This is a genomic window from Pseudomonas sp. FBCC-B1667 (genome assembly GCF_059133255.1).
The window spans coordinates 64380-87644 of the sequence record NZ_CP101437.1; the positions used below are offsets into that span (position 1 = coordinate 64380).

At 59.2% G+C, this 23265-nt stretch carries 21 protein-coding genes and 2 pseudogenes; 9 read left to right on the plus strand and 14 right to left on the minus strand.

Annotated elements, in window-relative coordinates; genetic code table 11:
* The first annotated feature begins 4 nt into the window (after positions 1 to 4).
* The gene (gene cfaB, locus NL116_RS00290) at positions 5 to 1192 is read left to right on the plus strand and encodes a C17 cyclopropane fatty acid synthase CfaB (RefSeq protein WP_494375545.1); all 1188 of its coding nucleotides are present in this window, start codon (positions 5 to 7) and stop codon (positions 1190 to 1192) included.
* On the opposite strand, the gene cls is transcribed toward cfaB, so the two are convergent.
* Complete coding sequence (cls, locus tag NL116_RS00295; RefSeq protein WP_494375546.1) at positions 1189 to 2628, minus strand: cardiolipin synthase; 1440 nt, start codon at positions 2626 to 2628, stop codon at positions 1189 to 1191. The genes cfaB and cls overlap by 4 nt on opposite strands.
* 133 nt (positions 2629 to 2761) lie before the next feature.
* Here cls and NL116_RS00300 point away from each other — a divergent pair, with 133 nt between their 5' ends.
* A complete protein-coding gene (locus NL116_RS00300; protein ID WP_494375547.1) occupies positions 2762 to 3283 on the plus strand; it encodes a DUF3617 domain-containing protein in 522 nt (173 codons plus the stop codon).
* A gap of 24 nt (positions 3284 to 3307) precedes the next feature.
* Here the strand turns inward: NL116_RS00300 and NL116_RS00305 are convergent, their stop codons facing one another.
* The 5 genes from NL116_RS00305 to folE2 form a co-directional block, all read right to left on the minus strand.
* The gene (locus NL116_RS00305) at positions 3308 to 4204 is read right to left on the minus strand and encodes a His/Gly/Thr/Pro-type tRNA ligase C-terminal domain-containing protein (RefSeq protein WP_494375548.1); all 897 of its coding nucleotides are present in this window, start codon (positions 4202 to 4204) and stop codon (positions 3308 to 3310) included.
* A 206-nt stretch (positions 4205 to 4410) separates the two neighbouring features.
* Positions 4411 to 5286 carry a metal ABC transporter substrate-binding protein gene (locus tag NL116_RS00310; protein ID WP_494375549.1) on the minus strand — a complete coding sequence of 292 codons (876 nt, stop codon included), beginning with the start codon at positions 5284 to 5286 and terminating at the stop codon, positions 4411 to 4413.
* Positions 5287 to 5297: 11 nt separating this feature from the next.
* Positions 5298 to 6164 carry a metal ABC transporter permease gene (locus tag NL116_RS00315; protein WP_494375550.1) on the minus strand — a complete coding sequence of 289 codons (867 nt, stop codon included), beginning with the start codon at positions 6162 to 6164 and terminating at the stop codon, positions 5298 to 5300.
* The gene (locus NL116_RS00320; RefSeq protein WP_494375551.1) at positions 6164 to 6832 is read right to left on the minus strand and encodes a metal ABC transporter ATP-binding protein; all 669 of its coding nucleotides are present in this window, start codon (positions 6830 to 6832) and stop codon (positions 6164 to 6166) included. The genes NL116_RS00315 and NL116_RS00320 overlap by 1 nt, the downstream gene beginning before the upstream one ends.
* Positions 6829 to 7725: a GTP cyclohydrolase FolE2 gene (gene folE2 / locus NL116_RS00325; protein ID WP_494375552.1), complete on the minus strand. Its 897-nt coding sequence runs from the start codon at positions 7723 to 7725 to the stop codon at positions 6829 to 6831. Before folE2 ends, NL116_RS00320 begins: the two co-directional genes overlap by 4 nt.
* Positions 7726 to 7810: 85 nt before the next feature.
* On the opposite strand from folE2, the pseudogene NL116_RS00330 reads away from it, so the two are divergent.
* Positions 7811 to 8344, plus strand: a pseudogene (locus NL116_RS00330) (AMIN domain-containing protein); the annotation flags it as partial.
* A 75-nt stretch (positions 8345 to 8419) separates the two neighbouring features.
* Here NL116_RS00330 and NL116_RS00335 read toward each other — a convergent pair.
* Positions 8420 to 8797: a glutamine synthetase gene (locus tag NL116_RS00335; protein ID WP_494375553.1), complete on the minus strand. Its 378-nt coding sequence runs from the start codon at positions 8795 to 8797 to the stop codon at positions 8420 to 8422.
* A gap of 142 nt (positions 8798 to 8939) precedes the next feature.
* On the opposite strand from NL116_RS00335, the gene zigA reads away from it, so the two are divergent.
* The gene (gene zigA / locus NL116_RS00340) at positions 8940 to 10148 is read left to right on the plus strand and encodes a zinc metallochaperone GTPase ZigA (RefSeq protein ID WP_494375554.1); all 1209 of its coding nucleotides are present in this window, start codon (positions 8940 to 8942) and stop codon (positions 10146 to 10148) included.
* Positions 10148 to 10339 (plus strand): annotated as a pseudogene (locus tag NL116_RS00345) (DUF1826 domain-containing protein); the annotation flags it as partial. The gene zigA and the pseudogene NL116_RS00345, both read left to right, overlap by 1 nt.
* A gap of 71 nt (positions 10340 to 10410) precedes the next feature.
* Here NL116_RS00345 and NL116_RS00350 read toward each other — a convergent pair.
* Complete coding sequence (locus tag NL116_RS00350) at positions 10411 to 10767, minus strand: NADH:ubiquinone oxidoreductase (protein WP_494375555.1); 357 nt, start codon at positions 10765 to 10767, stop codon at positions 10411 to 10413.
* Between the two features lie 27 nt (positions 10768 to 10794).
* On the opposite strand from NL116_RS00350, the gene NL116_RS00355 reads away from it, so the two are divergent.
* On the plus strand, positions 10795 to 11760 hold the full coding sequence (locus NL116_RS00355) for a CobW family GTP-binding protein (protein ID WP_494375556.1): 966 nt from the start codon (positions 10795 to 10797) through the stop codon (positions 11758 to 11760).
* Here the strand turns inward: NL116_RS00355 and NL116_RS00360 are convergent.
* Positions 11757 to 12170, minus strand: coding sequence for a DUF3301 domain-containing protein (locus tag NL116_RS00360; protein ID WP_123433186.1), 414 nt, complete (start codon positions 12168 to 12170; stop codon positions 11757 to 11759). The two genes, NL116_RS00355 and NL116_RS00360, sit on opposite strands and share 4 nt — an antisense overlap.
* Positions 12171 to 12290: 120 nt before the next feature.
* Here NL116_RS00360 and pdxY point away from each other — a divergent pair, with 120 nt between their 5' ends.
* Entirely contained in the window at positions 12291 to 13163 is an 873-nt protein-coding gene (gene pdxY, locus NL116_RS00365) for a pyridoxal kinase PdxY (protein WP_494375557.1), read from the plus strand.
* Positions 13164 to 13254: 91 nt separating this feature from the next.
* Here pdxY and NL116_RS00370 read toward each other — a convergent pair whose 3' ends face one another.
* A complete protein-coding gene (locus NL116_RS00370) occupies positions 13255 to 13737 on the minus strand; it encodes an acyl-CoA thioesterase (protein ID WP_123433184.1) in 483 nt (160 codons plus the stop codon).
* A 202-nt stretch (positions 13738 to 13939) separates the two neighbouring features.
* On the opposite strand from NL116_RS00370, the gene NL116_RS00375 reads away from it, so the two are divergent.
* Positions 13940 to 15703 carry a cation:proton antiporter gene (locus NL116_RS00375; RefSeq protein ID WP_494375558.1) on the plus strand — a complete coding sequence of 588 codons (1764 nt, stop codon included), beginning with the start codon at positions 13940 to 13942 and terminating at the stop codon, positions 15701 to 15703.
* A gap of 30 nt (positions 15704 to 15733) precedes the next feature.
* Here NL116_RS00375 and NL116_RS00380 read toward each other — a convergent pair whose 3' ends face one another.
* The 4 genes from NL116_RS00380 to uvrD form a co-directional block, all read right to left on the minus strand.
* Positions 15734 to 16141: an SMI1/KNR4 family protein gene (locus NL116_RS00380; RefSeq protein ID WP_007943369.1), complete on the minus strand. Its 408-nt coding sequence runs from the start codon at positions 16139 to 16141 to the stop codon at positions 15734 to 15736.
* A 135-nt stretch (positions 16142 to 16276) separates the two neighbouring features.
* A complete protein-coding gene (locus NL116_RS00385) occupies positions 16277 to 17152 on the minus strand; it encodes a Tim44 domain-containing protein (RefSeq protein ID WP_483841597.1) in 876 nt (291 codons plus the stop codon).
* Positions 17153 to 17331: 179 nt separating this feature from the next.
* A complete protein-coding gene (locus NL116_RS00390; RefSeq protein ID WP_494375559.1) occupies positions 17332 to 17772 on the minus strand; it encodes an EamA family transporter in 441 nt (146 codons plus the stop codon).
* A gap of 91 nt (positions 17773 to 17863) precedes the next feature.
* Complete coding sequence (uvrD, locus tag NL116_RS00395; RefSeq protein WP_494375560.1) at positions 17864 to 20047, minus strand: DNA helicase II; 2184 nt, start codon at positions 20045 to 20047, stop codon at positions 17864 to 17866.
* A gap of 258 nt (positions 20048 to 20305) precedes the next feature.
* On the opposite strand from uvrD, the gene NL116_RS00400 reads away from it, so the two are divergent.
* Complete coding sequence (locus NL116_RS00400) at positions 20306 to 23176, plus strand: EAL domain-containing protein (RefSeq protein ID WP_494375561.1); 2871 nt, start codon at positions 20306 to 20308, stop codon at positions 23174 to 23176.
* Positions 23177 to 23265: the final 89 nt, after the last annotated feature.

The window sequence follows — 23265 nt, forward strand, 5'->3', positions numbered from 1 at the left end:
ATCCATGCTCGCGCATCTTCCACCGGCCTTACAGAATCTGCAGCTACCGTTACGCCTGCGACTCTGGGACGGCCATGAATTCAATCTGGGGCCGACGCCCAGCGTTACCATTGTGGTCAAGGACCCACAAATGGTTACCCAGTTCACACATCCAAGCCTGGACGCGCTCGGAGCGGCGTTTGTCGAGGGCAAGCTTGAGATGGAAGGCTCCATCAGCGACGTTATCCGCGTCTGCGATGAGTGGAGCCAGGCGATGCTGGACGAAAACGACGACAATCAGCCGGTGCGTACCGTCCACGACAAGGAAACCGACGCCAAAGCCATTTCCTATCACTACGACCTGTCCAACGCGTTTTATCAGCTGTGGCTCGACAGTGACATGGTGTATTCCTGCGCATACTTCGAGACCGGTAGTGAAACTCTGGAGCAGGCACAGCAAGCCAAATTCCGCCATTTGTGCCGCAAGTTGCGCTTGCAGCCGGGTGAGTATTTGCTCGACGTCGGTTGCGGGTGGGGCGGTTTGGCGCGCTACGCGGCGCGGGAGTTCGGCGCGAAAGTGTTCGGTATTACCCTCAGCAAAGAGCAACTCGCCCTGGCGCGTGAGCGCGTGAAAGAGGAAGGCCTGGATGAATTGGTCGAACTGCAACTGCTCGACTACCGCGATCTGCCTCAGGACGGGCGCTTCGACAAAGTAGTCAGTGTCGGCATGTTCGAACACGTCGGTCACGCCAATCTGGCGGAGTACTGCAAAACCTTGTTCGGCGCGGTGAAAGAGGGGGGCCTGGTGATGAATCACGGGATCACCGCCAAACACACTGACGGCCGTCCGGTTGGGCGCGGTGCCGGCGACTTCATTGAGAAATATGTATTCCCCAACGGCGAGCTGCCGCACTTGTCGATGATCTCGGCCGAAATCAGTGAAGCAGGCCTGGAGATTGTCGACGTCGAAAGCCTGCGTCTACATTACGCGCGTACTTTGGATCACTGGAGCGAACGTCTGGAAGACAATCTGGAGGCGGCATCCAGGCAAGTGCCTGAGCAAGCCTTGAGAATCTGGCGGCTGTACCTGGCAGGATGTGCTTATGCGTTTGCCAGGGGCTGGATCAACCTGCATCAGATCCTCGCGGTCAAAGCCCATCCCGATGGCAGCCATGAATTGCCATGGACCCGCGAGGACATCTACACCCCTTAGAGAATCGGTGAAATAAGCCGGGCGACCCGCATGCCTACCTGTTGCAGGCGGTGGGTCTCGCGGCTTTCGTCCTTGGCGATTTCATGGGCTTGATCGAAGTCATCGTTGAGCATCCGTTCCACCTCGGCGGCAAATGCGCTGTCGACCGTCAACAACATCACTTCGAAGTTAAGCCGGAACGAGCGGTTGTCCAGGTTGGCACTGCCGATGGCGCTGATTTCACTGTCGACCAACACCACTTTCTGGTGCAAGAAGCCGGGCTCGTAGCGGAACACCCGCACGCCTGCGCGTACGGCCTCGAAGGCATAAAGGCTGGAGGCGGCGTAGACGATACGGTGGTCCGGACGCGAGGGCAGCAGCAGTCGCACGTCGACACCACGCAGCACCGCCAGCCTGAGTGCGGCGAACACCGCTTCGTCGGGAATGAAGTAGGGGCTGGTGATCCACACCCGTTCGGTCGCGGCATGGATAGCTTCGACGAAGAACAATGAACAGGTTTCGTAGGAATCCGCCGGACCGCTTGCCAGCAATTGGCAGAGCACGCCGTCGTCCGGATACACATCCGGCAGGATCAGCGGTGGCAACGATCGTGCAGCCCAGAACCAGTCTTCGGCAAAAGACTCCTGCATACAGGCGACCACCGGGCCCCGCACCCGAACATGGGTATCGCGCCAGGGCGCCAGCGGTGGTTTCTCGCCCATGTACTCGTCGCCCACGTTATGCCCACCAACAAATCCCAGCACGCCATCGACGACTACGATCTTGCGGTGGTTGCGGAAGTTGACCTGAAAGCGGTTGAGCCAGCCACTGCGAGTGGCGAACGCTTTGACTTCAACGCCAGCATCGCGCAACGGTTGCACATAGCTGTGGGGCAGGGAGTGACTGCCAATACGATCGTACAACAGGTAAATCGCTACGCCTTCAGCCGCTTTCTTCAGCAACAAATTTTGCAGGCGCTGGCCGAGACGATCATCGTGGATGATAAAAAACTGAATCAGCACGGCTTCTTTCGCCTGGCTGATGGCCTCGAAAATCGAGTCAAAAGTGGCTTGGCCATTAATCAACAAATGCACTTCGTTGTTCGCCAGGCACGGCATGCGGCCCAGCTTCGGCATCGCCCGCAACGACGCGTAGGCATTGGAGGCGCGAGCGGTCAGCGCCTCCTCGACCCAAGGGCGCCAGTTGAGCTCGGAGATGGCCTTGCGCATCTCTTCGTTGGCCTGGCGCCGCGCCTTGATGTAGCCATCGAAGGTACTGCGGCCGAAAACCAGATAGGGAATGAGCGTGAGGTAGGGCATGAACACCAGCGAAAGCGCCCAGGCGATCGATCCCTGGGCGGTGCGGACGGTGAGCACAGCGTGAATGGCAGCGATCAGTCCGAGCGTGTGAAGCAACGCAATGGTGTAGCCGAAAATGTGCGGTCCAAAGTAATCCATGGGGGGCAGCCTTGCTCCTGAAGATTCAGTGCTTAACAGACCATGTTCCGTGCAGAATGTCGCTATTTAATTGGCCCATGAACCGAAGCCGATGCCCGGCGTCTAACGGCCACAACTGATCAGGAGTTATTCGATGAACGTTCGTCTGCTGGGTTTGGCCATGACTATTGGTTTGTCACTTCCCGTGGCGGCTCAGGCGCAGATGCTGCAACCCGGGCTGTGGGAATTGACCACCAGCAACATGCAGGTCGATAACCAGAACCTGCCGGACCTGCAGCTGATCCTCGGGCAGTTACAGAGCCAGATGACCCCGGAACAGCGCGCGCAACTGGAGAAGCAGGGCATCACCATGGGCGGCAAAGGGATTCGGGCTTGCCTGACCCCGGAGCAGGTCAAGACCGACAATATTCCGCTGACCGACCCGCAATCGGGCTGCAAACAGGAAATCACCGACCGCTCGGGCAATCAGTGGAAATTCCGTTTCAGCTGTCCGAAAGCGCAAGGGGCCGGTGTGGCCACGTTCCTCAGCGACCGTGAGTTCACCACCAAGGTCAACGGCACCTTCAATGCCACCGGCATCCAGCAAAAAGGTAGCCTGGAAAGTCGCGCCGTGTGGCTGGGGCAGGACTGCGGAACGGTAAAGCCTCGCGCTTAAGACCTTCATCGGTAGACCCGCTCCCTACACGCCCATGTGGGAGCGGGCCTGACTCAGCCACTGACACGCCGCCTCAATCCCCATCCTGCCGAAATCCTCGCCAGCGCCGCTGCGCAAGCTGACGAACTCACCTTCCTGTTCCTTCTCGCCCACGACCATCAGGTACGGCACTTTTTGACCGTGCTCGCGAATCTTGTGGCGGACCTTTTCGTGGCGCAGGTCCACATGGACGTGTACACCGCTTCGGCGCAATGCCTCGGTCACCGACTGGATATAACTCGCCTGACGTTCCTCCATGCTGACAATCACGACAAGGGGAGGCGCTCGCCAGCGGTCCAGTTCCTGTTGGCAGGGCCAACACGTGCCGTAGATTCGCTGGTGATCAGTGCTGCTGATGTAGTCGAGGGAGAAAGCCCGCAACACTTTCGTGGCTGGAACGTGTGGACCAGTCGTCAAGTGTTCGAAGTCTCCCAGGCGGTATAGCGACAGATGTCCTGCCGGCTTCATTGTTTGTCGACGGATCGAGTGGTTGGTAGCGGCCAGCAATTGCATGCGGGCTTCAATGCGTGGCAGGTCGGTCCGGGTCAACAATTGCTTGTGGGTAAACCCGTAAAAGAACCCGTCACCCAGAGACGATCCAGACTGCAACTGCGCATTGGGATGAAGCTGCTTAACCGCCATTGCCAGGATCAACGCGCAGGAGTGTCGAAGAATCTCCAGGCCGTCGGGCTCTTGAGGTGTGACGATGCTGACCCGCGCATCGCCCCGGATCACGTATTCGCAGTCCACCAACACGCCGTCCACCCGGCCGGCTACCGCCGCGTTGGCCAGCCCCGAACTGATACTCGCAGCGACTTCGTACACAGACAACGGCTGGTTGTATTCACGCAATGAACCATCAGGCAGGCGGATTTGAATCATGGGTGATGCTCTCGAGTGCTTCTATTCGCGTGCCAGGTCTTGGCCATGAGGGTGGTTATCGGCAGGACTTCGTCGGCCATTAATTCCAGCAACGCGGCCATCAGCACACTGTTCATGGTCAGAACTCGTTTTGCAGCGCTTTGTAACCGCGTCCACGTAGGCGGACTCCGCAATCTGCGGTAAATCCCCTGAAGGGTTTTTGCGGATCATGGTTTGCTCAACGCTTGGTAGAGGGTGTTGAGGTTGTATTCGAACAGCCCCGCAAACGTACTGGCCGGCCCGGTGGCGGCGAGTGCATCGGAGTACAACGTGCCACCGATCTGCGCGCCGCTCTCATCGGCAATCTGTTTCAGCAGGCGGGCGTCTTTGATGTTTTCCATGAACACCGCTTTGACCTTGGCCTGGCGAATCTGGGTGATCAGCGCAGCGACTTCAGCGGCGGACGGTTCACGTTCGGTGGACAGTCCTTGCGGTGCCATAAAGTTGATCCCGTAGGCCTGACCGAGATAGCCGAAGGCGTCATGGGAGGTGACGATTTTGCGATTGCCCGGAGGCAACGAACCGAGCTTGGCCTTGGCTTCGGCGAGCAGGGCGTAGATTTGTTGCAGGTAGGCCTGACTGTTGCGTTGGTAGTCGGCCGTGTTCGCCGGGTCGGCAGCGATCAGCGCCTTGCTGATGTTGGCGATGTACAACTCAGTGTTCGCCAGGTTGTGCCAGGCGTGAGGGTCGGGAATGGTCTCGCCGTCTTCATCCAGAGAGCGCGGGATGACGCCGTGACTCGCATTGATCACCGGCGCTTTGGTTTCGGTGCTGGTCACCAGACGGTCCAGCCATGGCTCGAAACCCAACCCGTTCTTGATAATCAGCTTGGCTCCGAGCAGCGCCTTGGCGTCGTCCGGTGTCGGTTCGTAGGTGTGGGCGTCGGCATCCGGACCGACCATATTGGTGATCTGGATATGCTCGCCGCCGACCTGATGGGTCATGTCGGCGAGGATGCTGAAGCTGGTGACTACCTGAAGTTTTTCCGCCGCAGACAGTGACATCGACAACATCAAACTGAACAGCACAAGCAGAGCGCGCATCGGGCAATTCCTCATTGGGATGTGAGCAAAGGCGGGCGGCGCAACAAGCCATGCACCGGACCGAACACCACGGACGACAGATAAAAACCGCCGGCCACCAGCACAATCGCCGGACCGCTGGGCAGCGAGTAATAGAAAGACAGCAGTAATCCGAGCCACACCGAGAGGCAGCCGAGTACGGCGGCGATGGCAATCAAGACCGGCAAGCGGCGGCTCCAGAAACGCGACGCGGCGGCAGGCAGCATCATCAGGCCGACCACCATCAGCGCGCCGATGGCCTGGAAACCGATCACCAGATTCAGCACCACGAGCGTCAGGAACACACCATGTGCCAGTGGGCCGAGACGGCTGACGATTTGCAGGAAGAGCGGGTCGAGGGTGTCCAGCAACAGCGGTTTATAGATCAGCAGCAGGGCGATCAGGCTGAAGCCCGAGACCCACAACATGCCGGTCAGCGTCGGACCATCGACCGCCAGTGCGGAACCAAACAACAGGTGCAAAAGGTCCAGGCGTTTGCCGGCCATGCCCAGGATCAGCACTCCACTGGCCAGGGAAATCGGGTAGATAGCAGCCAGACTGGCGTCTTCTCGCAAGCCGGTACGGCGGGTAATCCATGCGGCTAACCCCGCCATGCTCAGGCCTGCCCCCAGGCCACCAAAGGTCAGTGCCGGTAAACTCAAACCTGCGAACCAGAAGCCGAGCGCTGCGCCGGGCAAGATGCCGTGTGCGACCGCATCACCAATCAGGCTCATTCGCCGCAAGATCAGAAACACCCCCAGCGGTGCCGTGCTGCACGCCAGGACGAGTCCGCCGAGTAGCGCCCGGCGCATGAACACAAACTCGTGGAAGGGCTGCCAAAGTTGGGTGGCGGCGAGCATCAGGCCACCTGCGCTTGCGGTTGTGGGTGGATCAGTTCGGTACTCGGTCCGAGTACGCAGCCGCTGTTTTTGATCAGCAGTGAGTGTGGGATGTGTTGGCGAACAGCGGCCAGGTCATGGCACACCACAACCAACGTTCGACCCTCGGCTTGCCAGTGGTGGATGTGTTTCCAGAGAAGCGTCTGACCGAGTTCGTCGAGCGCCGCGTGCGGTTCGTCGAGCAACAGCAATGGCGTTTGCGCAAGGCTCAATCGGGCGAGCAGGGCGCGTTGCAGTTCTCCTCCGGACAAGGCCATCAAAGGGCGTTGTTCAAGGCCGCTGAGGCACCAATCTTCCAGCACTGTTTTCAGGCGTTGGCTGCGCAGTTCGGGCGGTTGCTTGCTGCCCCAAAAACCGGCGGCTACCAACTCTTGGAGGCTGATGGGAAATTGCCGGTCCAGGTGTTGTTGCTGAGGGAGGAGGGACAGTGAGTCCTTGCGTGGAACATCGAGGAAGACTTTGCCTGTGAGTGGTTTTTGTAATCCAGCGATGACTTTCAGCAAGCTGCTTTTCCCCGACCCATTGGCACCGATCACGGCGGTCAGGCTTCCCTTGGGCAGTTCGAAATCCACGGGAGGTGTGAGTGGCTGGCCGGGGGCGCCCCAGCGTAATGCCTGGCAACGGATCATGCGGCCTCCCAATTCCAGAGGCTCTCGGCTACGGCATCGTGGGCGTGCAGGCTTTCGGCGTGGACGACTCGGACGTGAAAGGCGTGGATGCCGGGTGAGCGTTTCAAGGCAAGGTTCAGTCGTCGCGCGGCGTCTTCGCAGAACATCAGGTTCTGACCATTGGCCAAGGCGAAAGCCTGTTCATCGGCGCGCCTGACCGCGGTTTGCACGGCGGTGCCCAGTGCGGCTTCGGCGTTGTTGATGAGGGCCATCAGTGGCAGGTCGTCCAAATCATCGTGCAAACGCACGCACAAATGAGCGGTGCTGCGTTGGCTATGAGGCGTCGCGACAATGCCGTTGATTGAACCGAGCCACGCCAACACATCGGCGTGTTGCAATGACTGGTTGGCAAAGTCAGCGATGAATTGCTGTTGAATCAACTGCCGGGACAGTGCGGCGGAACACGGGCATGTCGAGGAATAAGTAACATCGATTTTTAGTTCCACGTGGAACATTGCGTTTTTCAATCGCGCTTCGATGCTCACCGGATAGCTTTTCCAACCGGCCAGCGGGCTGATTAACGCCGGCCTTTTCAGCAGTAAATCAGCGTGAATTTTTAAGTAAGCGTTGTGGGACAGTTCTTCATGGCTGTCGAGAAAACTTTGCAGCACGCGTCGCAACAAGGTCGGCGTCAGGTTTTCCTGCTCGAGCATTGCCAGTGCCAGATACAACCGCGACATATGAATTCCGCGAGCCTCTCCATCATCGAGGCTCACACCCGCATCAGCTGTTGCGCTCAGACGTTGGCCACCGAACAGAACAGGAAGAGCAATGCCGCACATTCCTACCCAGTCGAGTGGCAGGGCGTGGCGGGAGGCTTGCACGGCGATATCCGGGAGAGTCAGCGCATTCATGAGCAGGTCCATCGTGGGAAGCGATGCGGCATGTTATGTTATTACATTAAATTCCACTACGTCTTTTTCTCGAGCGGTTCTCTTCATGCACAGACGTCACTTGCTCAACCTGATTCTGGCCAGCGCAGCCTTGGCGTTGCCCTTTGGTGTCTCGGCCACGCAAATTCGCAACGCACGGTTGTGGCGGTCGGATGACAAGCTGCGATTGGTGTTAGATCTGAGCGGGCCGGTGCACTACAAAGCCTTTTCCCTCAGTGCGCCGGAGCGGCTGATCATTGACCTGAGTGGCGCCAACCTCAGTGGCGATTTGAGTCAGTTATCCCTCGCCAATACGTTGATCCGCTCGATCCGCTCCGGGCGTTTTGGTCTGGGGGATACGCGAATCGTCCTCGACCTCAGCGGTCCGGTGCAGCTCAACAGCGTCCTGCTCCCACCGCAGAATGGCCAAGGCCATCGTTTGGTGCTCGATCTGAAGACCGCAGCGTCATTGCCCGTTGCGGTGCCCTCAGAGGCGATTCAGGACGCGGCGCACCCCAAACGCGACATCATCGTGGTCGTCGACCCTGGTCACAGCGGGAAAGACCCTGGCGCGGTCGGCGCCAAAGGGAGCGAGAGAAAGATTCGAAGGGTTGCAGCGCTATTTTCAGAAGAATCCGCCTGCCAACAGCTACATCGCCTGGCAACAAGCGCAGGTCTAGCAGCCGGTCATTCGGTTGCAGACGAATTTGGCGCTGCTGCCGCCGGAGCTGGAAAAGCGATTGATGGTGGTCCAGCCCACCCGACGGTTGTAGCCAACCCAGGCCTCGCCGTCGGAAGCGATGCCGGTGAAAAAGGTCAGTTGCCCATAGCGGCTGTTGGTCTGTGCCCAGTAGCGCTTGCCCGCCATTTCGAAGCCGCGCAGATAGATCGTGCTGCCGACGGTGTTGACGCTATAGGCATTGCCGTCGACATCCACACAGGCCAGCAGATTGGCGCTACGGGTGCACTGGGCCAAGCTCGGAATCTGCGCCCAGGCCTGTGATGCCATCACTAGCGAAATACTTATAAGCGCCAGTTTCAGGGCATTACGCATGAGATTTCTCGCGGACTGAATGGCCTTCAGCATCGGACGCTTTGTCATCATGGGCAAGAGGCAGTGGCTTGATTGCATTGTTATACTATAACATCAAGTCGAGCCCGACACTGCGACCGGGCATCCTTGAGAGGAATACCTGATGCCCAATCGCCTTCCCGTGACTGTCCTGTCGGGCTTTCTAGGTGCCGGAAAAAGTACGCTGCTCAACTACGTCCTGCGCAACCGCGACAACTTGCGGGTCGCCGTCATCGTCAACGACATGAGCGAGATCAACATCGATGGCAGCGAAGTCCAGCGTGATGTCAGCCTGAACCGCGCCGAAGAGAAGCTCATCGAAATGAGCAACGGCTGCATTTGCTGCACCTTGCGCGAAGACCTGCTCGAAGAAGTCAGCAAACTCGCCAGGGACGGGCGTTTCGACTACCTGTTGATCGAATCCACCGGTATTTCCGAACCGCTGCCCGTGGCGGAAACCTTCACGTTCCGCGATGAACAAGGGCAAAGTCTGGCCGATATAGCGCGGCTCGACACCATGGTCACCGTGGTGGATGGCATGAACTTCCTGCTCGACTATCAGGCCGCCGAAAGCCTCGCGTCCCGTGGCGAAACGTTGGGTGAAGAGGATGAGCGCTCGATCACCGATCTGTTGATCGAGCAGATCGAATTTGCCGACGTCATCCTGATCAGCAAGATCGACCTGATCAGCTGCAGCGAACGCGAAGAGCTGATTGCCATCCTTCAACGCCTCAACGCGCAGGCAGACATCATCCCGATGGTCATGGGCGAAGTACCGTTGGAAAAAATCCTCAATACTGGTCGCTTCGACTTTGAAAAAGCCGCTCAGGCGCCGGGCTGGTTACAGGAATTGCGCGGCGAGCACGTGCCGGAAACCGAAGAATATGGCATCGCCTCGACCGCTTACCGGGCCCGCCGGCCCTTTCATCCGCAACGCTTTTTCAGCTTTATCGACCGCCCTTGGGTGAATGGGAAACTGCTGCGCTCCAAAGGTTTTTTCTGGCTGGCCAGCAAACCCATGGACGCCGGCAGTTGGTCCCAGGCGGGTGGCTTGATGCGGCATGGGTTCGCTGGGCGCTGGTGGCGGTTTGTGCCGAAAACCCAGTGGCCGCAGGACGAAGAAAGCACGGCGGGGATCATGGGCAACTGGACCGCCGTCACTGGCGATTGCCGCCAGGAATTGGTGTTCATCGGCCAGAACATCGACTTCGCGCAACTCACTGCCGAACTCGATGATTGCCTGCTGACGGAGGCTGAAATGGCCTTGGGCATGGAAGGCTGGCGATTGCTGCCAGACCCGTTTGGCCCGTGGCACGAAGAGGCTGCAGCTTGATGTTGGCGCCGAGTCTGAAGCGGCCTTCGGTCGCTCCTGCCGTCCAAGGCGAAACGCCGCAAACGCTGGCCAGAATCCTCGATGATGAGGTAAATCTCGCCCTTTGGCAGCGCCAGCTCCCGGCGCATATCGTCGATTTTGGCCAGTGGCTGCTGTCGCTGAACGCGCCCTTGGCCGAGTCTCTGGTCCTGTAATTGCCCAGCGATGACGCCGAACCCGATCTGCAGGGGCTGGCTGACCTTCGATTGGCTCGGCTTACGCCTCAAGGCGTGAGCCAGTTACCCTGGCTCTGCGCTTCGCAAAACGGCTTCAAATACGCCGCATCGGTGGCCACGCCGTAATAGTGAATGTCCTGCCGGTAAGGCATATTGGCGACTTGAGCATTGCTGCATACCCCGAATGCGCCGGTTGGGCATTGATCAACGTACTGCACGTCAACTGTCTGCCCGGCCAGGTTCGGCTGGCAGAAGCCGTCGGCGAAGAGCTTTTCCGGGATATTGCGGTTTTGCTGGCAGACTTTTACGTCCAATCTTGCGGATGTGGTATGTACCACGCACGCTTGTGCAAGCACCTCGCCGGAACACAGCGCCAGCAGCAACGACAATCCCATCCACCGCATCTTTTAACTCCCCAGAATATGCCGACCATGTTGCAGAACATTCCAACTCACGTCATTGCGGGCCCTTTGGGCGCCGGCAAAACCAGTCTGATCAAGCACCTGTTGACACAGCGGCCGGTCGGCGAGCGCTGGGCGGTGCTGATCAACGAATTCGGGCAGATCGGCCTTGACGCTGCACTGCTGACCTCGGATGCCGATGGTATCGCACTGGGTGAAGTGGCCGGCGGCTGTTTGTGTTGCGTCAATGGTGCGCCGTTTCAGATCGGGCTCGGGCGCTTGCTGCGCAAGGCAAAGCCGGATCGCTTGTTCATCGAACCCTCCGGTCTTGGACATCCGGCCCGCTTGCTTGAACAGTTGAGTGAGGCACCGTGGGTCGGTGTACTGGCGGTACAACCTTGCGTACTGGTGCTGGATGCCCAAGCACTCGCGGCTGGCAAACCGCTACCTTCGGCGCAACAGGAGACATTGAACCGCGCCGGGTTGTTGGTGTTGAACAAGGCAGAAAATCTCGACGTCGATGATCGCCAGCGAATCGCTGTGCGATTACTGCCTCGTCCTCTGTACTGGACACAGCACGCTGAATTGCCATTGCGCCACTTGCCGGGGCTCCAGACTCGCGCTGAAACGGGTGTGGATAACTTCGTGGTGCCCAAGGGGCTGGCGCAGCTGCCGGCCGTCTGGACCGATCCGGTGCTGCCGATTTGCTTGAGTCAGGAACAGGAGGGTGGCTGGAGCATCGGCTGGCGTTGGCACCCGAGTCAGAAGTTCGACGTGACGCGCATCGGTCAATGGCTTGAAGGCCTGTCCTTTCGGCGGGCCAAGCTGGTTATCCACAGCGTCGACGGTTGGGTGTCGGCCAATGCGCTGGATAACTTGGCACTGGAATGGAAGCCCAGCGAATGGCGCCAGGATTCGCGGATAGAGCTGATTTTCAGCGAGCCGCAGGAGGTCGATTCACTGCAAAGCGCTCTGGCCGACTGTCGGTCGGGTTAAGGGCGCCACTTGGTGTGTTCTTGCCGCCACTGGCTCAATTCGATCACCTCGGCGCGGGGTTTCACTACATCCACGACCGCAGGCGTGTCGTCGAACGGCATCGGGTAGGGCGCCAGTTCGATCTGCGCGCTGTGGGCACCGAATTGGGTGATGGTGCCGTTGTGGCGGGTTTCGCCGGTCACGGTGAATTCAAAGTTATAGACGCGGGCCAGACGGCGCCGGCCGTTGGCGTCTTTGATGAACGCAATCTTTTTCAGGGCCACGTTGCCGTCCAGCAACTCGATGCCAAGCTTGGCACAATGCTGTTTGACCCGCTCCAGCGCGCGCTCGCGCAAGCCGTGGTTGTGCCACAACCACGCGCCACCGGTGGCGAGCAGCATCAGCACGAAGATATTTCCGAGGGTCAGCATGAACAGGTTGCTCCAACTAGATGGTGTCAGCTTAACTGCGTCGCCGGTCTGTCGTACAGGCTGCGTTTCGTCGCATACTGCGCGGCTCGACTTTCAATCGTTTTACGGAAAACCCACCGCATGAAACGTACGCCCCATCTGCTCGCCATTCAGTCCCACGTGGTGTTCGGCCACGCTGGCAACAGCGCCGCGGTTTTCCCGATGCAACGGGTCGGGGTAAATGTCTGGCCGCTCAACACCGTCCAGTTCTCCAACCACACCCAGTATGGCCAGTGGACGGGTGAAGTGCTGGCGCCGCACCAGATCCCTGAATTGGTCGAAGGCATTGCCGCGATTGGCGAACTGGGCAACTGCGATGCGGTGCTGTCGGGTTACCTGGGCAGTGCGGCTCAGGGCCGGGCGATCCTGACCGGCGTGGCACGCATCAAGTCGATGAATCCCAAGGCGCTGTATTTATGCGACCCGGTGATGGGCCATCCGGAGAAAGGCTGTAGCGTTCCGGCCGAAGTCAGCGATTTCCTGCTGGAAGAAGCGGCGTCGGTGGCTGACTTCATGTGCCCGAACCAGTTGGAACTGGACAGTTTCTCTGGACGCAAGCCGCAGTCGCTGTTCGATTGCCTGGCCATGGCGCGAGCGCTGTTGGCGCGCGGGCCGAAGGCGGTACTGGTCAAGCATCTGGACTATCCCGGCAAACTGGCGGATGGCTTTGAGATGTTGCTGGTAACCGCCGAGGGCAGCTGGCACCTGCGTCGCCCGCTGCTGGCGTTTCCGCGTCAGCCGGTGGGCGTGGGCGACCTGACGTCCGGGCTGTTCCTGGCGCGGGTGTTGTTGGGTGACAGTCTGGTTGCAGCGTTCGAGTTTACGGCGGCAGCGGTGCATGAAGTGCTGCTGGAGACTCAGGCCTGCGCCAGCTATGAGCTGGAGCTGGTGCGGGCACAGGACCGGATTGCGCATCCGCGGGTGCGGTTTGAGGCGACGGCGATCAGTCTCTGATTCCGCGTTGACCTCATCGCGAACAGGCTCACTCCTACATTGATGTGGGAGCGAGCCTGCTTGCGATGGCTATCTAAACCGGTCACAGACCTCAGGCATCTCCCTTGATTTCCTGATAGCGTTTTTCCAGCTCCTGACGAATCTGCCGGCGCTGCTGTGCCTGCATGAAGCGGCGTTTGTCTTCGCTGTTCTGCGGTTGCAGTGGCGGGACAACAGCCGGTTTGCGGTCGTCATCCACCGCGACCATGGTGAAAAAGCAACTGTTGGTGTGGCGCACCGAGCGCTCGCGGATGTTCTCGGTCACCACCTTGATGCCCACCTCCATGGAGGTGTTGCCGGTGTAATTGACCGAAGCCAGAAAGGTCACCAGTTCGCCGACATGAATCGGCTCGCGGAAAATCACCTGGTCCACCGACAGCGTCACCACGTAGCGGCCGGCATAACGGCTGGCGCATGCGTACGCGACTTCGTCGAGGTACTTGAGCAAAGTGCCGCCGTGGACATTGCCAGAGAAGTTGGCCATGTCGGGGGTCATCAATACCGTCATCGACAGTTGTGCGTTTCCGGGTTCCATAGCGTTCTCACGGTTCAAGGCAGAGTTTCAGGGGTGCACCTCTGCGGGTGCCTTGTCAGCTTTTCAAAACCAACAGTTATCGGGACGCCGGGCAGGTGGCTGCCGTCACGCCCGTTTCGATCTGTTTCCATATATTGCACCGCCTTTGCGGCGCAAGTCCCGGTGTTAACCTCCAAAAGTCCCCCCTCAAGGAGCACACGCCATGCATGCCATCAGTTTTATTCAGGACTTGGCAGTGATCATGTTGATCGCGGGCGTGGTGACCGTGCTGTTCCATCGCTTCAAGCAGCCCGTGGTGCTGGGCTACATCGTCGCGGGTTTCATCATCGGCCCGCACACGCCGCCGTTCGGTCTGATCCACGACGAAGAAACCATCAAGACCCTCGCGGAGCTCGGGGTGATCTTCCTGATGTTCTGCCTCGGCCTCGAATTCAGCCTTCGCAAGTTATTCAAGGTCGGTGCCACGGCATTTATCGCGGCGTTCCTCGAAATTGTGCTGATGATCTGGATTGGCTACGAGATCGGTCGCTGGTTTGACTGGAACACCATGGATTCGCTGTTCCTCGGCGCGATCCTGGCGATTTCCTCGACCACCATCATCGTCAAGGCACTCAACGACCTGAAGATGAAGAACGAGCGTTTCGCGCAGTTGATCTTCGGGGTGCTGATCGTCGAAGACATCCTGGGCATCGGCATCATTGCGTTGCTGTCGAGCATCGCCGTCAGCGGCACGGTCAGTTCCGGTGACGTGTTTTCCACGGTCGGCAAGCTCTCGCTGTTTATGATTGTCGCGTTGGTTATCGGGATTTTGCTGGTGCCGAGGCTGCTGGCTTACGTGGCCAAATTCGACAGCAACGAAATGCTGCTAATCACCGTGCTGGGGCTGTGTTTCGGTTTCTGCCTGCTGGTGGTAAAGCTGGAATACAGCATGGTGCTCGGTGCGTTTTTGATTGGCGCGATCATGGCCGAGTCTCGGCAACTATTGAAAATAGAGCGCCTGATCGAACCGGTTCGCGACTTGTTCAGCGCCATCTTCTTCGTCGCCATCGGCCTGATGCTGGACCCGATGATCCTGCTGCAATACGCCTGGCCGATTGCAGTCATTACTGTGGCGGTGGTGCTTGGAAAGATGCTGTCCTGCGGCCTCGGGGCGTTTATTGCCGGTAATGACGGACGCACCTCACTGCGCGTGGGGATGGGGCTTTCGCAGATCGGAGAATTTTCTTTCATCATTGCCGCGTTGGGCATGACGCTGCAGGTCACCAGCAACTTCCTCTATCCGGTCGCTGTGGCTGTTTCGGTGATCACCACGTTGCTGACACCGTACCTGATCCGCGCGGCCGATCCGCTGTCGATCAAGCTGGCCGCGGTGATGCCGCAACGGTTGGGCCGGGTGTTGGGGATGTACGGCGAATGGCTGCGCAGTATTCAGCCGCAGGGCGAGGGCGCGCTGCTGGCGTCGATGATCCGGCGGATTCTGTTGCAGGTGGGGGTCAATCTGGCGTTGGTGATTGCGATTTTCTTCTCGGGGGCATTCTTCGCCGAGCGCATGTCCGCCTATCTGCAAGACTGGATCAGTGACCCGAGTTGGCAGAAAGCATTGATCTGGGGCGGGGCGTTGCTGGTGTCGCTACCGTTCCTGATCGCCGCCTATCGCAAGCTCAAGGCGCTGTCCCTGCTGTTGGCCGAGATGGGCGTGAAGCCGGAAATGGCCGGGCGCCACACGCAGCGAGTGCGTCGGGTGATCGCCGAAGTGATTCCGATCCTCTCGCTGCTGGTGATTTTCCTGCTACTGGCAGCGTTGTCAGCCAGTATTCTGCCGACCAACAAGTTGCTGGTGCTGATCATCGTGGTCGCCGCCACCGTGGCAGCAGTGCTCTGGCGCTGGTTCATCCGCGTGCATACGCGGATGCAGGTAGCCTTGCTTGAAACTCTGGACAACCACAATGATGCATCAAGTCACTGAGACGTGTAGCTGCTGCTACAGAGTCGAATCTCAGCTTTCCAGCCAGACGTCCCGCGCCCAGTGCCACACCGATTCCCAGGTTTCTTCGGCGATCAGTTCTTCTTCGGCTTGCCACAGCACCACGGTGCCGTCTTCTTCGACGAGATAATAGTCATCACCGTCCTGGCAAATCGGGATCATGCTGCGGTCGACGCCAGCGTCCCAGGCGTTGGCGGCAACGTCTGGCAGGTAGGTATGGGATTGCGGGTCGGTGACAGTCACCGGTTCCAGGCTGCCGTAGACCACGTCGCTGACGGTCAGCAAAAATTCTCTGAAGACGAATGGAATGTCGATGAACAGTTGTTCTTCGATTTCCACGATCTGGTCTTCGTCGGGCAGCTCCAAGGGGACCGGTACCGGTTCGTTGGCTTCACGCAGTTGTTCGATGATTTCTTCCACGTCCGGGATCCTCTTGCTTGATGGCGCGGTTTAGTTGGGGCGGTTTATACAGTAGCTCGCTATAGATGCAACCGCGAAATAGAAAACCCCAGCCGAGGCTGGGGTTTTTATTACAACATGCTTAACGCCTGGGGATCAGCCGTTCTGGCGGATACCGGCTACCAACCAAGGCTGGTTTTCGCCCTGTGGACGTTCCATGTTCCAGCTTTCGCTGAACACTTCGCCCTGGTCGAAACGTGAAGTCTTCGACACGCCGCTGAAGGTCAGGGTGGCGATGGTCTTGTCGGCACGATCATCCACGCCGTCCAGTTGAACATTGAGGTTATCAATGTAGGTGGACTGGAAACCGTCGCCCAGGTCCGCGCGTTCCCGCTTGAGGAACTCGAGCATTTGCGGGGTCACGAACTCGGCAATCTTGTCCATTTCGTTGGCGTCCCAATGCTGCTGCAAGGACTGGAAGTGGTTGCGGGCCGCTTCAATGAAGTTCTTTTCATTGAACCAGGCCGGCGCATTGATGACCGGACGAGCGGCAACCGGTGCAGCCGAGCCGCCGAAGATCGAACCGCCAGCAGGCTGCTGGTCGAACACTTCACGCTGCATTGGCGCGTGGCCGGCTGGAGCCATGTGCTCCTGTTGCTTGCGACGACGAGCGGCGATGAAGCGGAAGATCAGGAAGGCGATGACCGCCATGATCAGGATGTCGAAGATCTGCATGCCCTGGAAGCCGCCGCCCATGAACATGGAGGCCAGCAGGCCACCGGCCGCGATGCCGGCCAGAGGGCCTAGCCAGCGCGAAGCACCGCCGGCCTTGGCCGCAGCGCCCGCGGCACCGGCAGCACCAGCGGTCGCCGCAGCGCCGCCCATGCCTGGAGAAGAAGGCGCCATTTGGCTGGTCTGGTGGGTCGGCGCAGCGCCGACGCTTTTGCCGCCACCAAAGCGCTTGGCGTTGGCGTCGAGGCTCATCGTCAGGCCGATGCACAACGCCATGGCGATGCTAAGAAAACGTTTCATAAAGGGTAATCCCATTTGTGGATGGCACGCGCGCCATGTTGCACAGCTGAAGTGTTACTGGCTAGCGGCAGAGTGTTTCGGGCTTTTGCCTGACAGGTTGTGTTCAGCTTTAGTCAGCGCAATAAGGCCTTTTGATTTCGGTCCGTAGGACGAGTGGATAGCTTCTGTAGGAAGGATGCTTAGCGTCGCAGCGCCAGCATGACCACACCGGCCGTGATCAGGCCGATCCCGCCCCATTGGCGCAGGTCGAGTTTTTCGCCCAGCAGGATCACGCCGAGCACCGCCACAAACACCACACTGAGCTTGTCCACCGGAGCGACCAGCGAGGCCGGCCCCAGTTTCAGCGCGCGGAAGTAGCAGATCCACGAGGCACCGGTGGCCAGTCCCGACAGCAGCAAGAACAGGTAGCTCTTTGCCGAGATCGATCCTAATGACTGATATTGGCCCGTGGCGAACAAAATCAAGGCCAGGCTGACCAATACCACTACGGTGCGCAGTAGAGTGGCGAAGTCGGAATTGACGTTTTCGATGCCGACTTTGGCGAAGATCGCGGTCATGGCGGCAAACGCCGCCGACATCAGGGCCCAGAACGTCCAGGAAGAAAAGAAGCCTGAGCCCATTATTTAACGCCTTTGTCAGATCAACCTGCTGGGGTGGGGTTGAAGTACAAACCCTGTGGGAGCGAGCAGTCTCGCTCCCACAGAAAAGCTATTAGATCGCTTCCAGCTTCGCGTAACCCAGCATCAGCCACTTGCTACCTTCGCTGAAGTTCACCTGCACTCGCGCCTGGGCACCGGAACCCTCGAAGTTGAGGATCACCCCGTCACCAAAGATCGAGTGCCGTACAGTCTGACCCAGGCTGAAGCCGGTTTCAGGAATCTCGCTGCCGCTGAATAGATTGCTGCCGCTCATCGACTGGTTGCCGCCGAAAGGACGGCTGACACTGTTCGACAACCGCACTTCCTGGATCAGGCCTTTCGGCACTTCCCGTACGAAACGCGAGACCTTGTTGTAGGTTTCGCTGCCGTACAGGCGTCGGGTTTCAGCATAGGTCATCACCAGATTCTGCATCGCACGGGTGATACCGACGTAAGCCAGGCGGCGTTCTTCCTCAAGACGGCCGGGTTCTTCCAGGCTCATCTTGTGCGGGAACAGGCCTTCTTCCATGCCCACCAGGAACACGTAAGGAAACTCCAGGCCCTTGGCGCTGTGCAAGGTCATCAGCTGAATGCTGTCTTCGTGCTCTTCGGCCTGAGTATCCCCGGCCTCCAGCGACGCATGGCCGAGGAATGCCGCCAATGGCGTCAGGTCTTCGTCTTCTTCGGCGTTTTCGAAGTTGCGCGCGGCGCTGACCAGTTCCTCAAGGTTTTCAACTCGAGCCTGGCCTTTCTCGCCTTTTTCCGCCTGGTGATAGGCGATCAGCCCGGACTGCTCGATGACCGTCTGGGTCATCAAGTGCAGTGGCATCTCCATGCACTTGGCCGCGAGGTTCTCGATCAACTCGATAAAGGCACCGAGCGCGCCGGCAGCGCGACCGGTCAGGCCTTTATTGGCTACCAGCTGGCGCATGGCTTCCCACATCGACACATCGCTGTGACGGGCGTGGCCGCGGATGGCTTCGACGGTTTTCTCGCCGATTCCACGGGCCGGGACGTTGATTACCCGCTCCAGCGCCGCATCGTTGCCACGGCCTTCCAGCAAGCGCAGGTAAGCCATGGCGTTCTTGATTTCTGCCCGCTCGAAGAAGCGCTGGCCGCCATAAATGCGGTATGGAATGCGTTCACGCAGCAGGGCTTCTTCCAAAACGCGCGATTGGGCGTTGGAGCGGTACAAAATCGCGATATCGCTGCGCGCCAAGCCGGTTTTCAGCGCGCTCTCAATGGTTTCCACCACATAGCGCGCTTCGTCGTGTTCGTTGAACGCGGCGTACAGGTTGATCGCTTCGCCTTCACCGCCATCGGTCCAGAGCTCTTTGCCCATGCGTCCGGTATTGTTGGCGATCAGGGCGTTGGCAGCCTTGAGGATCCCGGCGGTGGAGCGGTAGTTCTGCTCCAGGCGAATGGTCTCGGCATCCGGGAAATCATCGGAATACTGATAAATGTTCTCGATCTTCGCGCCGCGCCAGCCATAAATCGACTGATCGTCGTCGCCGACCACCATCAGGCTGTCACCGCCCTTGGCCAGCAGACGCAACCAGGCGTACTGCACGGCGTTGGTGTCCTGAAACTCGTCCACCAGGATGTGGCGGAAGCGTTTCTGATAATGAGCCAGCAAACCCGGGTGGTCGCGCCACAAATCGAGGGCGCGTAATAGCAACTCAGAGAAATCGATCACGCCGGCGCGCAGGCAGGCAGCCTCGTAGGCCTCATAAATGCTGCGCATGGTCGCCAGGAACATATCGCCACTGGCTTGAATGTGTTGCGGACGCAGACCTTCGTCTTTCTGTCCATTGATAAACCACTGGGCCTGACGGGCCGGCCAGCGTTGTTCGTCCAGTCCCAGCTCGCGGATCACCCGCTTGACCAAGCGTTGCTGGTCGTCACTGTCGAGAATCTGGAAAGTCTGGCTCAGCCCGGCTTCCTGCCAATGCGCCCGCAGCAAACGGTGCGCCAGGCCGTGGAAGGTGCCGACCCACATGCCGGCAGGGTTGAGCCCCATCAGCTGTTCGATGCGCTGACGCATCTCGGCCGCAGCCTTGTTGGTGAAAGTCACCGACAGGATCGAGTGGGGCGAGGCGTTCTCGACCTGGATCAACCAGGCAATACGGTGCACCAGCACTCGGGTTTTACCGGAACCAGCACCGGCCAGGACCAACTGACGACCCACGCGGGCAGCTACGGCCTGGCGTTGGGCATCGTTGAGGGAGTTCAGCAGAAGGGAGAGATCATCGCGCATCGGGGCATTCTAGGGTGCGCCGTCACACCGGGCAAACCGAGCTTTGCATTAGCCGATGAAAGATACATGGAGGACGACCGGTCAGTCACTGGCCGCAGGCGTTGGCGGGCCGCGCTCCAAGGGTTTTGACGGGGCCAAGGGCGGCGCAAATATTGTCGAATTTATGATCCGGGGCAGTTTGGTAAGGGCATTGGCTTGTGTATGCTCCGTCGACGTTTCGGGCTCATGCTCATCATTATAAGAACAAGAACATTGCCTATGACCCTCAGCACCGACCTGTCGGGCCCCACGGTGGAGCCGCGGGTTATCCGCAAGCAGTACGCCATGGAAATGGCGGTCGAACGCACGCGCCTGCTTTATCAGGGGTCGCTGTTGCCTACGTTATTCATGTTGCTCAATGGTCTGGTCTGCGCCGGTTTGCTCTGGAGCCCGCAGCGCTATTTTCTGGTCAGCGTCTGGCTGGTGTGGCTGTTGTCGCTGGTGGCGTTGCGGGTGATTCAAGTCGCGGCCTTCGATTCGGCGATTCCCAACCGTCAGGCGCATCCGATCTGGCGCCGTATGTTCTTGCTCGGCTCCGGGCTCACTGGCCTAACCCTCGCCGGAGCCGGTATTGCGTTGGTGCCCGCCGACAACTTCATGCAGCAAGCCTGGGTATTCGGCCTGATCGGTGCCGCCGCCCTTTCTGCCAGCGTCGCCTACGCGGTCAGCCTGCCGGCGTTCCTGTCTTTTACCTTGCCCTGCCTGTTGCCTGCCATCGCCTATTTATTCTGGGGCGGCGACGCGCAGGATCATGGCTGGGGCTGGTTCGGCTTGATTTTGTTGGGCGCGCTCAGCGTGATTGCCTGGCAGGTCAATCGACTGATCGACAGCGGATTGCTGCGCCGTTTCCAGAACCAGGCGTTGATCGAGCATTTGCAGCAAGCGCAAAGCTGCGGCGACCAGCTCAATCACGAGTTAGCCAAAGAGATCGATCACCGTCGATGCGCCGAAGAAAAACTGCGTGAAGCCCAGGTCGAGCTGGAAAACCGTGTCGCCCAGCGCAGCCTGGAGCTCGACGTCGCCAACCAGGCCCTGAGCAAGAGTGAAGCGCGGCTGGCATTGGCGTTGAAGGCCAGCGAACTGGGATTGTGGGACTGGAACCTGCAAACCGACGAAGTCCATCACACGCAGATCCAGGAATTGTTCGGCCTCGCGCCAGAATACGTAACAGCCATGCTTCGCCACCTTCGCCCGCGGTTGCACCCCGAAGACGTGCCGGCGCTGAAGCGCGCTTTAGTCGAACATTTGAAAGGCCGAACCGAGGACTATCAGATCGAATATCGCGTGCGGCATGCGGAGGGTCATTGGGTCTGGATCGAGGACCGCGGCCGTGCCGTCGAGCGCAGTAAAACGGGGCGGGTGATCCGCATGGTCGGCACCCGTCGCGACATCAGCGCAAGCAAAAGCCAGGAAGAACAGCGCCAACTGGCCGCAACCGTATTCGAAGCCGCCAGCGAAGGCATCGTAATTTTCGATCCCGATTATGCCTTGATCGCGGTCAATCAAGCCTTTAGTCGAGTCACCGGTTATGACATCGACGACATGCTGGGCCGCAACGTCGTCGAGCTACCGTGCAGTCGCGATGCGCGCCGCCACTACGGCGCTATCCATCAGGCGCTGGCGCAGCACGGGACCTGGCAAGGCGAACTGGTCGAGACCCGTAAAAACGGCGAGCTCTATCCGCAATGGCTTCAACTGAACGCAGTGCGCGATAACCGAGGAAATGTCAGCCATATAGTCGGCTTCTTCGCCGATCTGTCGGCCCGCCGCGAATCCGAAGAGCGCATGCGCTACTTGACCCACTATGACGAACTGACGGGCCTGGCAAATCGCTCGTTGTTCCGCGAACGGTTGCGCGAGGCCCATCAGCGGGTGCGTCAGGGCGGGCGTAGCCTGGCGTTGCTGCACATCAATCTGGACCGTTTCAAACTGCTCAATGACAGCCTCGGTCATGACGTCGCCGACCAACTGCTGCAGAAAATGTCCCGGCGTCTGGTCAATGCTCTGCCAGAGGCCGACACGATCGCCAGGCTTTCCGGCGACGAGTTTGCGGTGCTGTTTGATACCTACGGCAACCTGTCGAGCCTGGCGCGGGTGGCCACGCGGTTGTCGACCAAGTTGCGATTGCCGGTCTCCGTCGATGGCCATGAACTGGTCATCAGTGCGTCCATGGGCATCAGCATGTTGCCGGACAACGCACGGGAAATTTCCGCGTTGGTCAGTCAGTCGAACATGGCCATGCAGCACGCCAAACACTTGGGCGGCGACAATTTCCAGTTTTATACCGAAAGCCTGCAAGCCAGCACTCTGGAGCGCTTGCAGCTGGAAAACCAGCTGCGCAAAGCCATCGAAGAAAAGCAGCTGAAAGTCTTTTACCAACCCAAGCTCTGCCTCGCCACGGGCCGGCTGAACGCAGCGGAAGCGCTGGTGCGCTGGGATCATCCGACCATGGGGCGGGTGCCGCCAAGCGACTTTATCGGTATGGCCGAGGAAACCGGGCTGATCGGCCCGATCGGCGAATTCGTTTTGCGCCAAGCCTGTTGGCAAGCCTGCGAATGGCAGCGGCAGGGGCTGGAACCGATCCGGGTGTCGGTCAACCTGTCGGTGCATCAATTACGTCAGGGCAAGCTGGTCAGCCTGGTGCGTCAAGTGTTGGAAGAAACCGGCCTGGCGCCGCATTACCTGGAACTGGAGCTCACCGAAAGCCAGTTGCTGGACAGCGTCGAGCACATCATCGCGACGTTCCAACAACTGCGTGATCTGGGGGTGAAGCTGGCGATTGACGATTTCGGCACCGGATATTCGTCCCTGAGCTACCTCAAACGTATTCCGGTGGACTACGTGAAGATCGATCAGGCGTTTATCCGCGGGCTAGGAGAGGGCACTGTGGATGCGGCCATTACCCGGGCGATCATTGCGATGGCGCATGGTTTGTCGCTCAAAGTGGTGGCCGAAGGCGTGGAGCGGCAGGAGCAACTGGCGTTTTTGAAAGCCGAGTGTTGCGATGAAGTTCAGGGTTATTTGATCAGTCGGCCCGTTGAGGCTGATGAACTGGCCAAGCTGTTACAAAAGGAAGCGACCCCCTCGTAGGGGCTACATGGAGCGTATGAGGCGTGGAATGGGGACATCGAGTTACGCATTGAGCAGGCAAAAAGCCAATTCTTGTAGTATAACTACAA

What these genes read in the sequence shown, in the direction of transcription:
- cfaB (WP_494375545.1), top strand. Translation starts at nt 5, where the DNA reads ATGCTCGCGCATCTTCCACCGGCCTTACAGAATCTGCAGCTACCGTTA.
- cls (WP_494375546.1), bottom strand. Translation starts at nt 2,628, where the DNA reads ATGGATTACTTTGGACCGCACATTTTCGGCTACACCATTGCGTTGCTT.
- NL116_RS00300 (WP_494375547.1), top strand. Translation starts at nt 2,762, where the DNA reads ATGAACGTTCGTCTGCTGGGTTTGGCCATGACTATTGGTTTGTCACTT.
- NL116_RS00305 (WP_494375548.1), bottom strand. Translation starts at nt 4,204, where the DNA reads ATGATTCAAATCCGCCTGCCTGATGGTTCATTGCGTGAATACAACCAG.
- NL116_RS00310 (WP_494375549.1), bottom strand. Translation starts at nt 5,286, where the DNA reads ATGCGCGCTCTGCTTGTGCTGTTCAGTTTGATGTTGTCGATGTCACTG.
- NL116_RS00315 (WP_494375550.1), bottom strand. Translation starts at nt 6,164, where the DNA reads ATGCTCGCCGCCACCCAACTTTGGCAGCCCTTCCACGAGTTTGTGTTC.
- NL116_RS00320 (WP_494375551.1), bottom strand. Translation starts at nt 6,832, where the DNA reads ATGATCCGTTGCCAGGCATTACGCTGGGGCGCCCCCGGCCAGCCACTC.
- folE2 (WP_494375552.1), bottom strand. Translation starts at nt 7,725, where the DNA reads ATGAATGCGCTGACTCTCCCGGATATCGCCGTGCAAGCCTCCCGCCAC.
- NL116_RS00335 (WP_494375553.1), bottom strand. Translation starts at nt 8,797, where the DNA reads ATGCGTAATGCCCTGAAACTGGCGCTTATAAGTATTTCGCTAGTGATG.
- zigA (WP_494375554.1), top strand. Translation starts at nt 8,940, where the DNA reads ATGCCCAATCGCCTTCCCGTGACTGTCCTGTCGGGCTTTCTAGGTGCC.
- NL116_RS00350 (WP_494375555.1), bottom strand. Translation starts at nt 10,767, where the DNA reads ATGCGGTGGATGGGATTGTCGTTGCTGCTGGCGCTGTGTTCCGGCGAG.
- NL116_RS00355 (WP_494375556.1), top strand. Translation starts at nt 10,795, where the DNA reads ATGTTGCAGAACATTCCAACTCACGTCATTGCGGGCCCTTTGGGCGCC.
- NL116_RS00360 (WP_123433186.1), bottom strand. Translation starts at nt 12,170, where the DNA reads ATGCTGACCCTCGGAAATATCTTCGTGCTGATGCTGCTCGCCACCGGT.
- pdxY (WP_494375557.1), top strand. Translation starts at nt 12,291, where the DNA reads ATGAAACGTACGCCCCATCTGCTCGCCATTCAGTCCCACGTGGTGTTC.
- NL116_RS00370 (WP_123433184.1), bottom strand. Translation starts at nt 13,737, where the DNA reads ATGGAACCCGGAAACGCACAACTGTCGATGACGGTATTGATGACCCCC.
- NL116_RS00375 (WP_494375558.1), top strand. Translation starts at nt 13,940, where the DNA reads ATGCATGCCATCAGTTTTATTCAGGACTTGGCAGTGATCATGTTGATC.
- NL116_RS00385 (WP_483841597.1), bottom strand. Translation starts at nt 17,152, where the DNA reads ATGAAACGTTTTCTTAGCATCGCCATGGCGTTGTGCATCGGCCTGACG.
- NL116_RS00390 (WP_494375559.1), bottom strand. Translation starts at nt 17,772, where the DNA reads ATGGGCTCAGGCTTCTTTTCTTCCTGGACGTTCTGGGCCCTGATGTCG.
- uvrD (WP_494375560.1), bottom strand. Translation starts at nt 20,047, where the DNA reads ATGCGCGATGATCTCTCCCTTCTGCTGAACTCCCTCAACGATGCCCAA.
- NL116_RS00400 (WP_494375561.1), top strand. Translation starts at nt 20,306, where the DNA reads ATGACCCTCAGCACCGACCTGTCGGGCCCCACGGTGGAGCCGCGGGTT.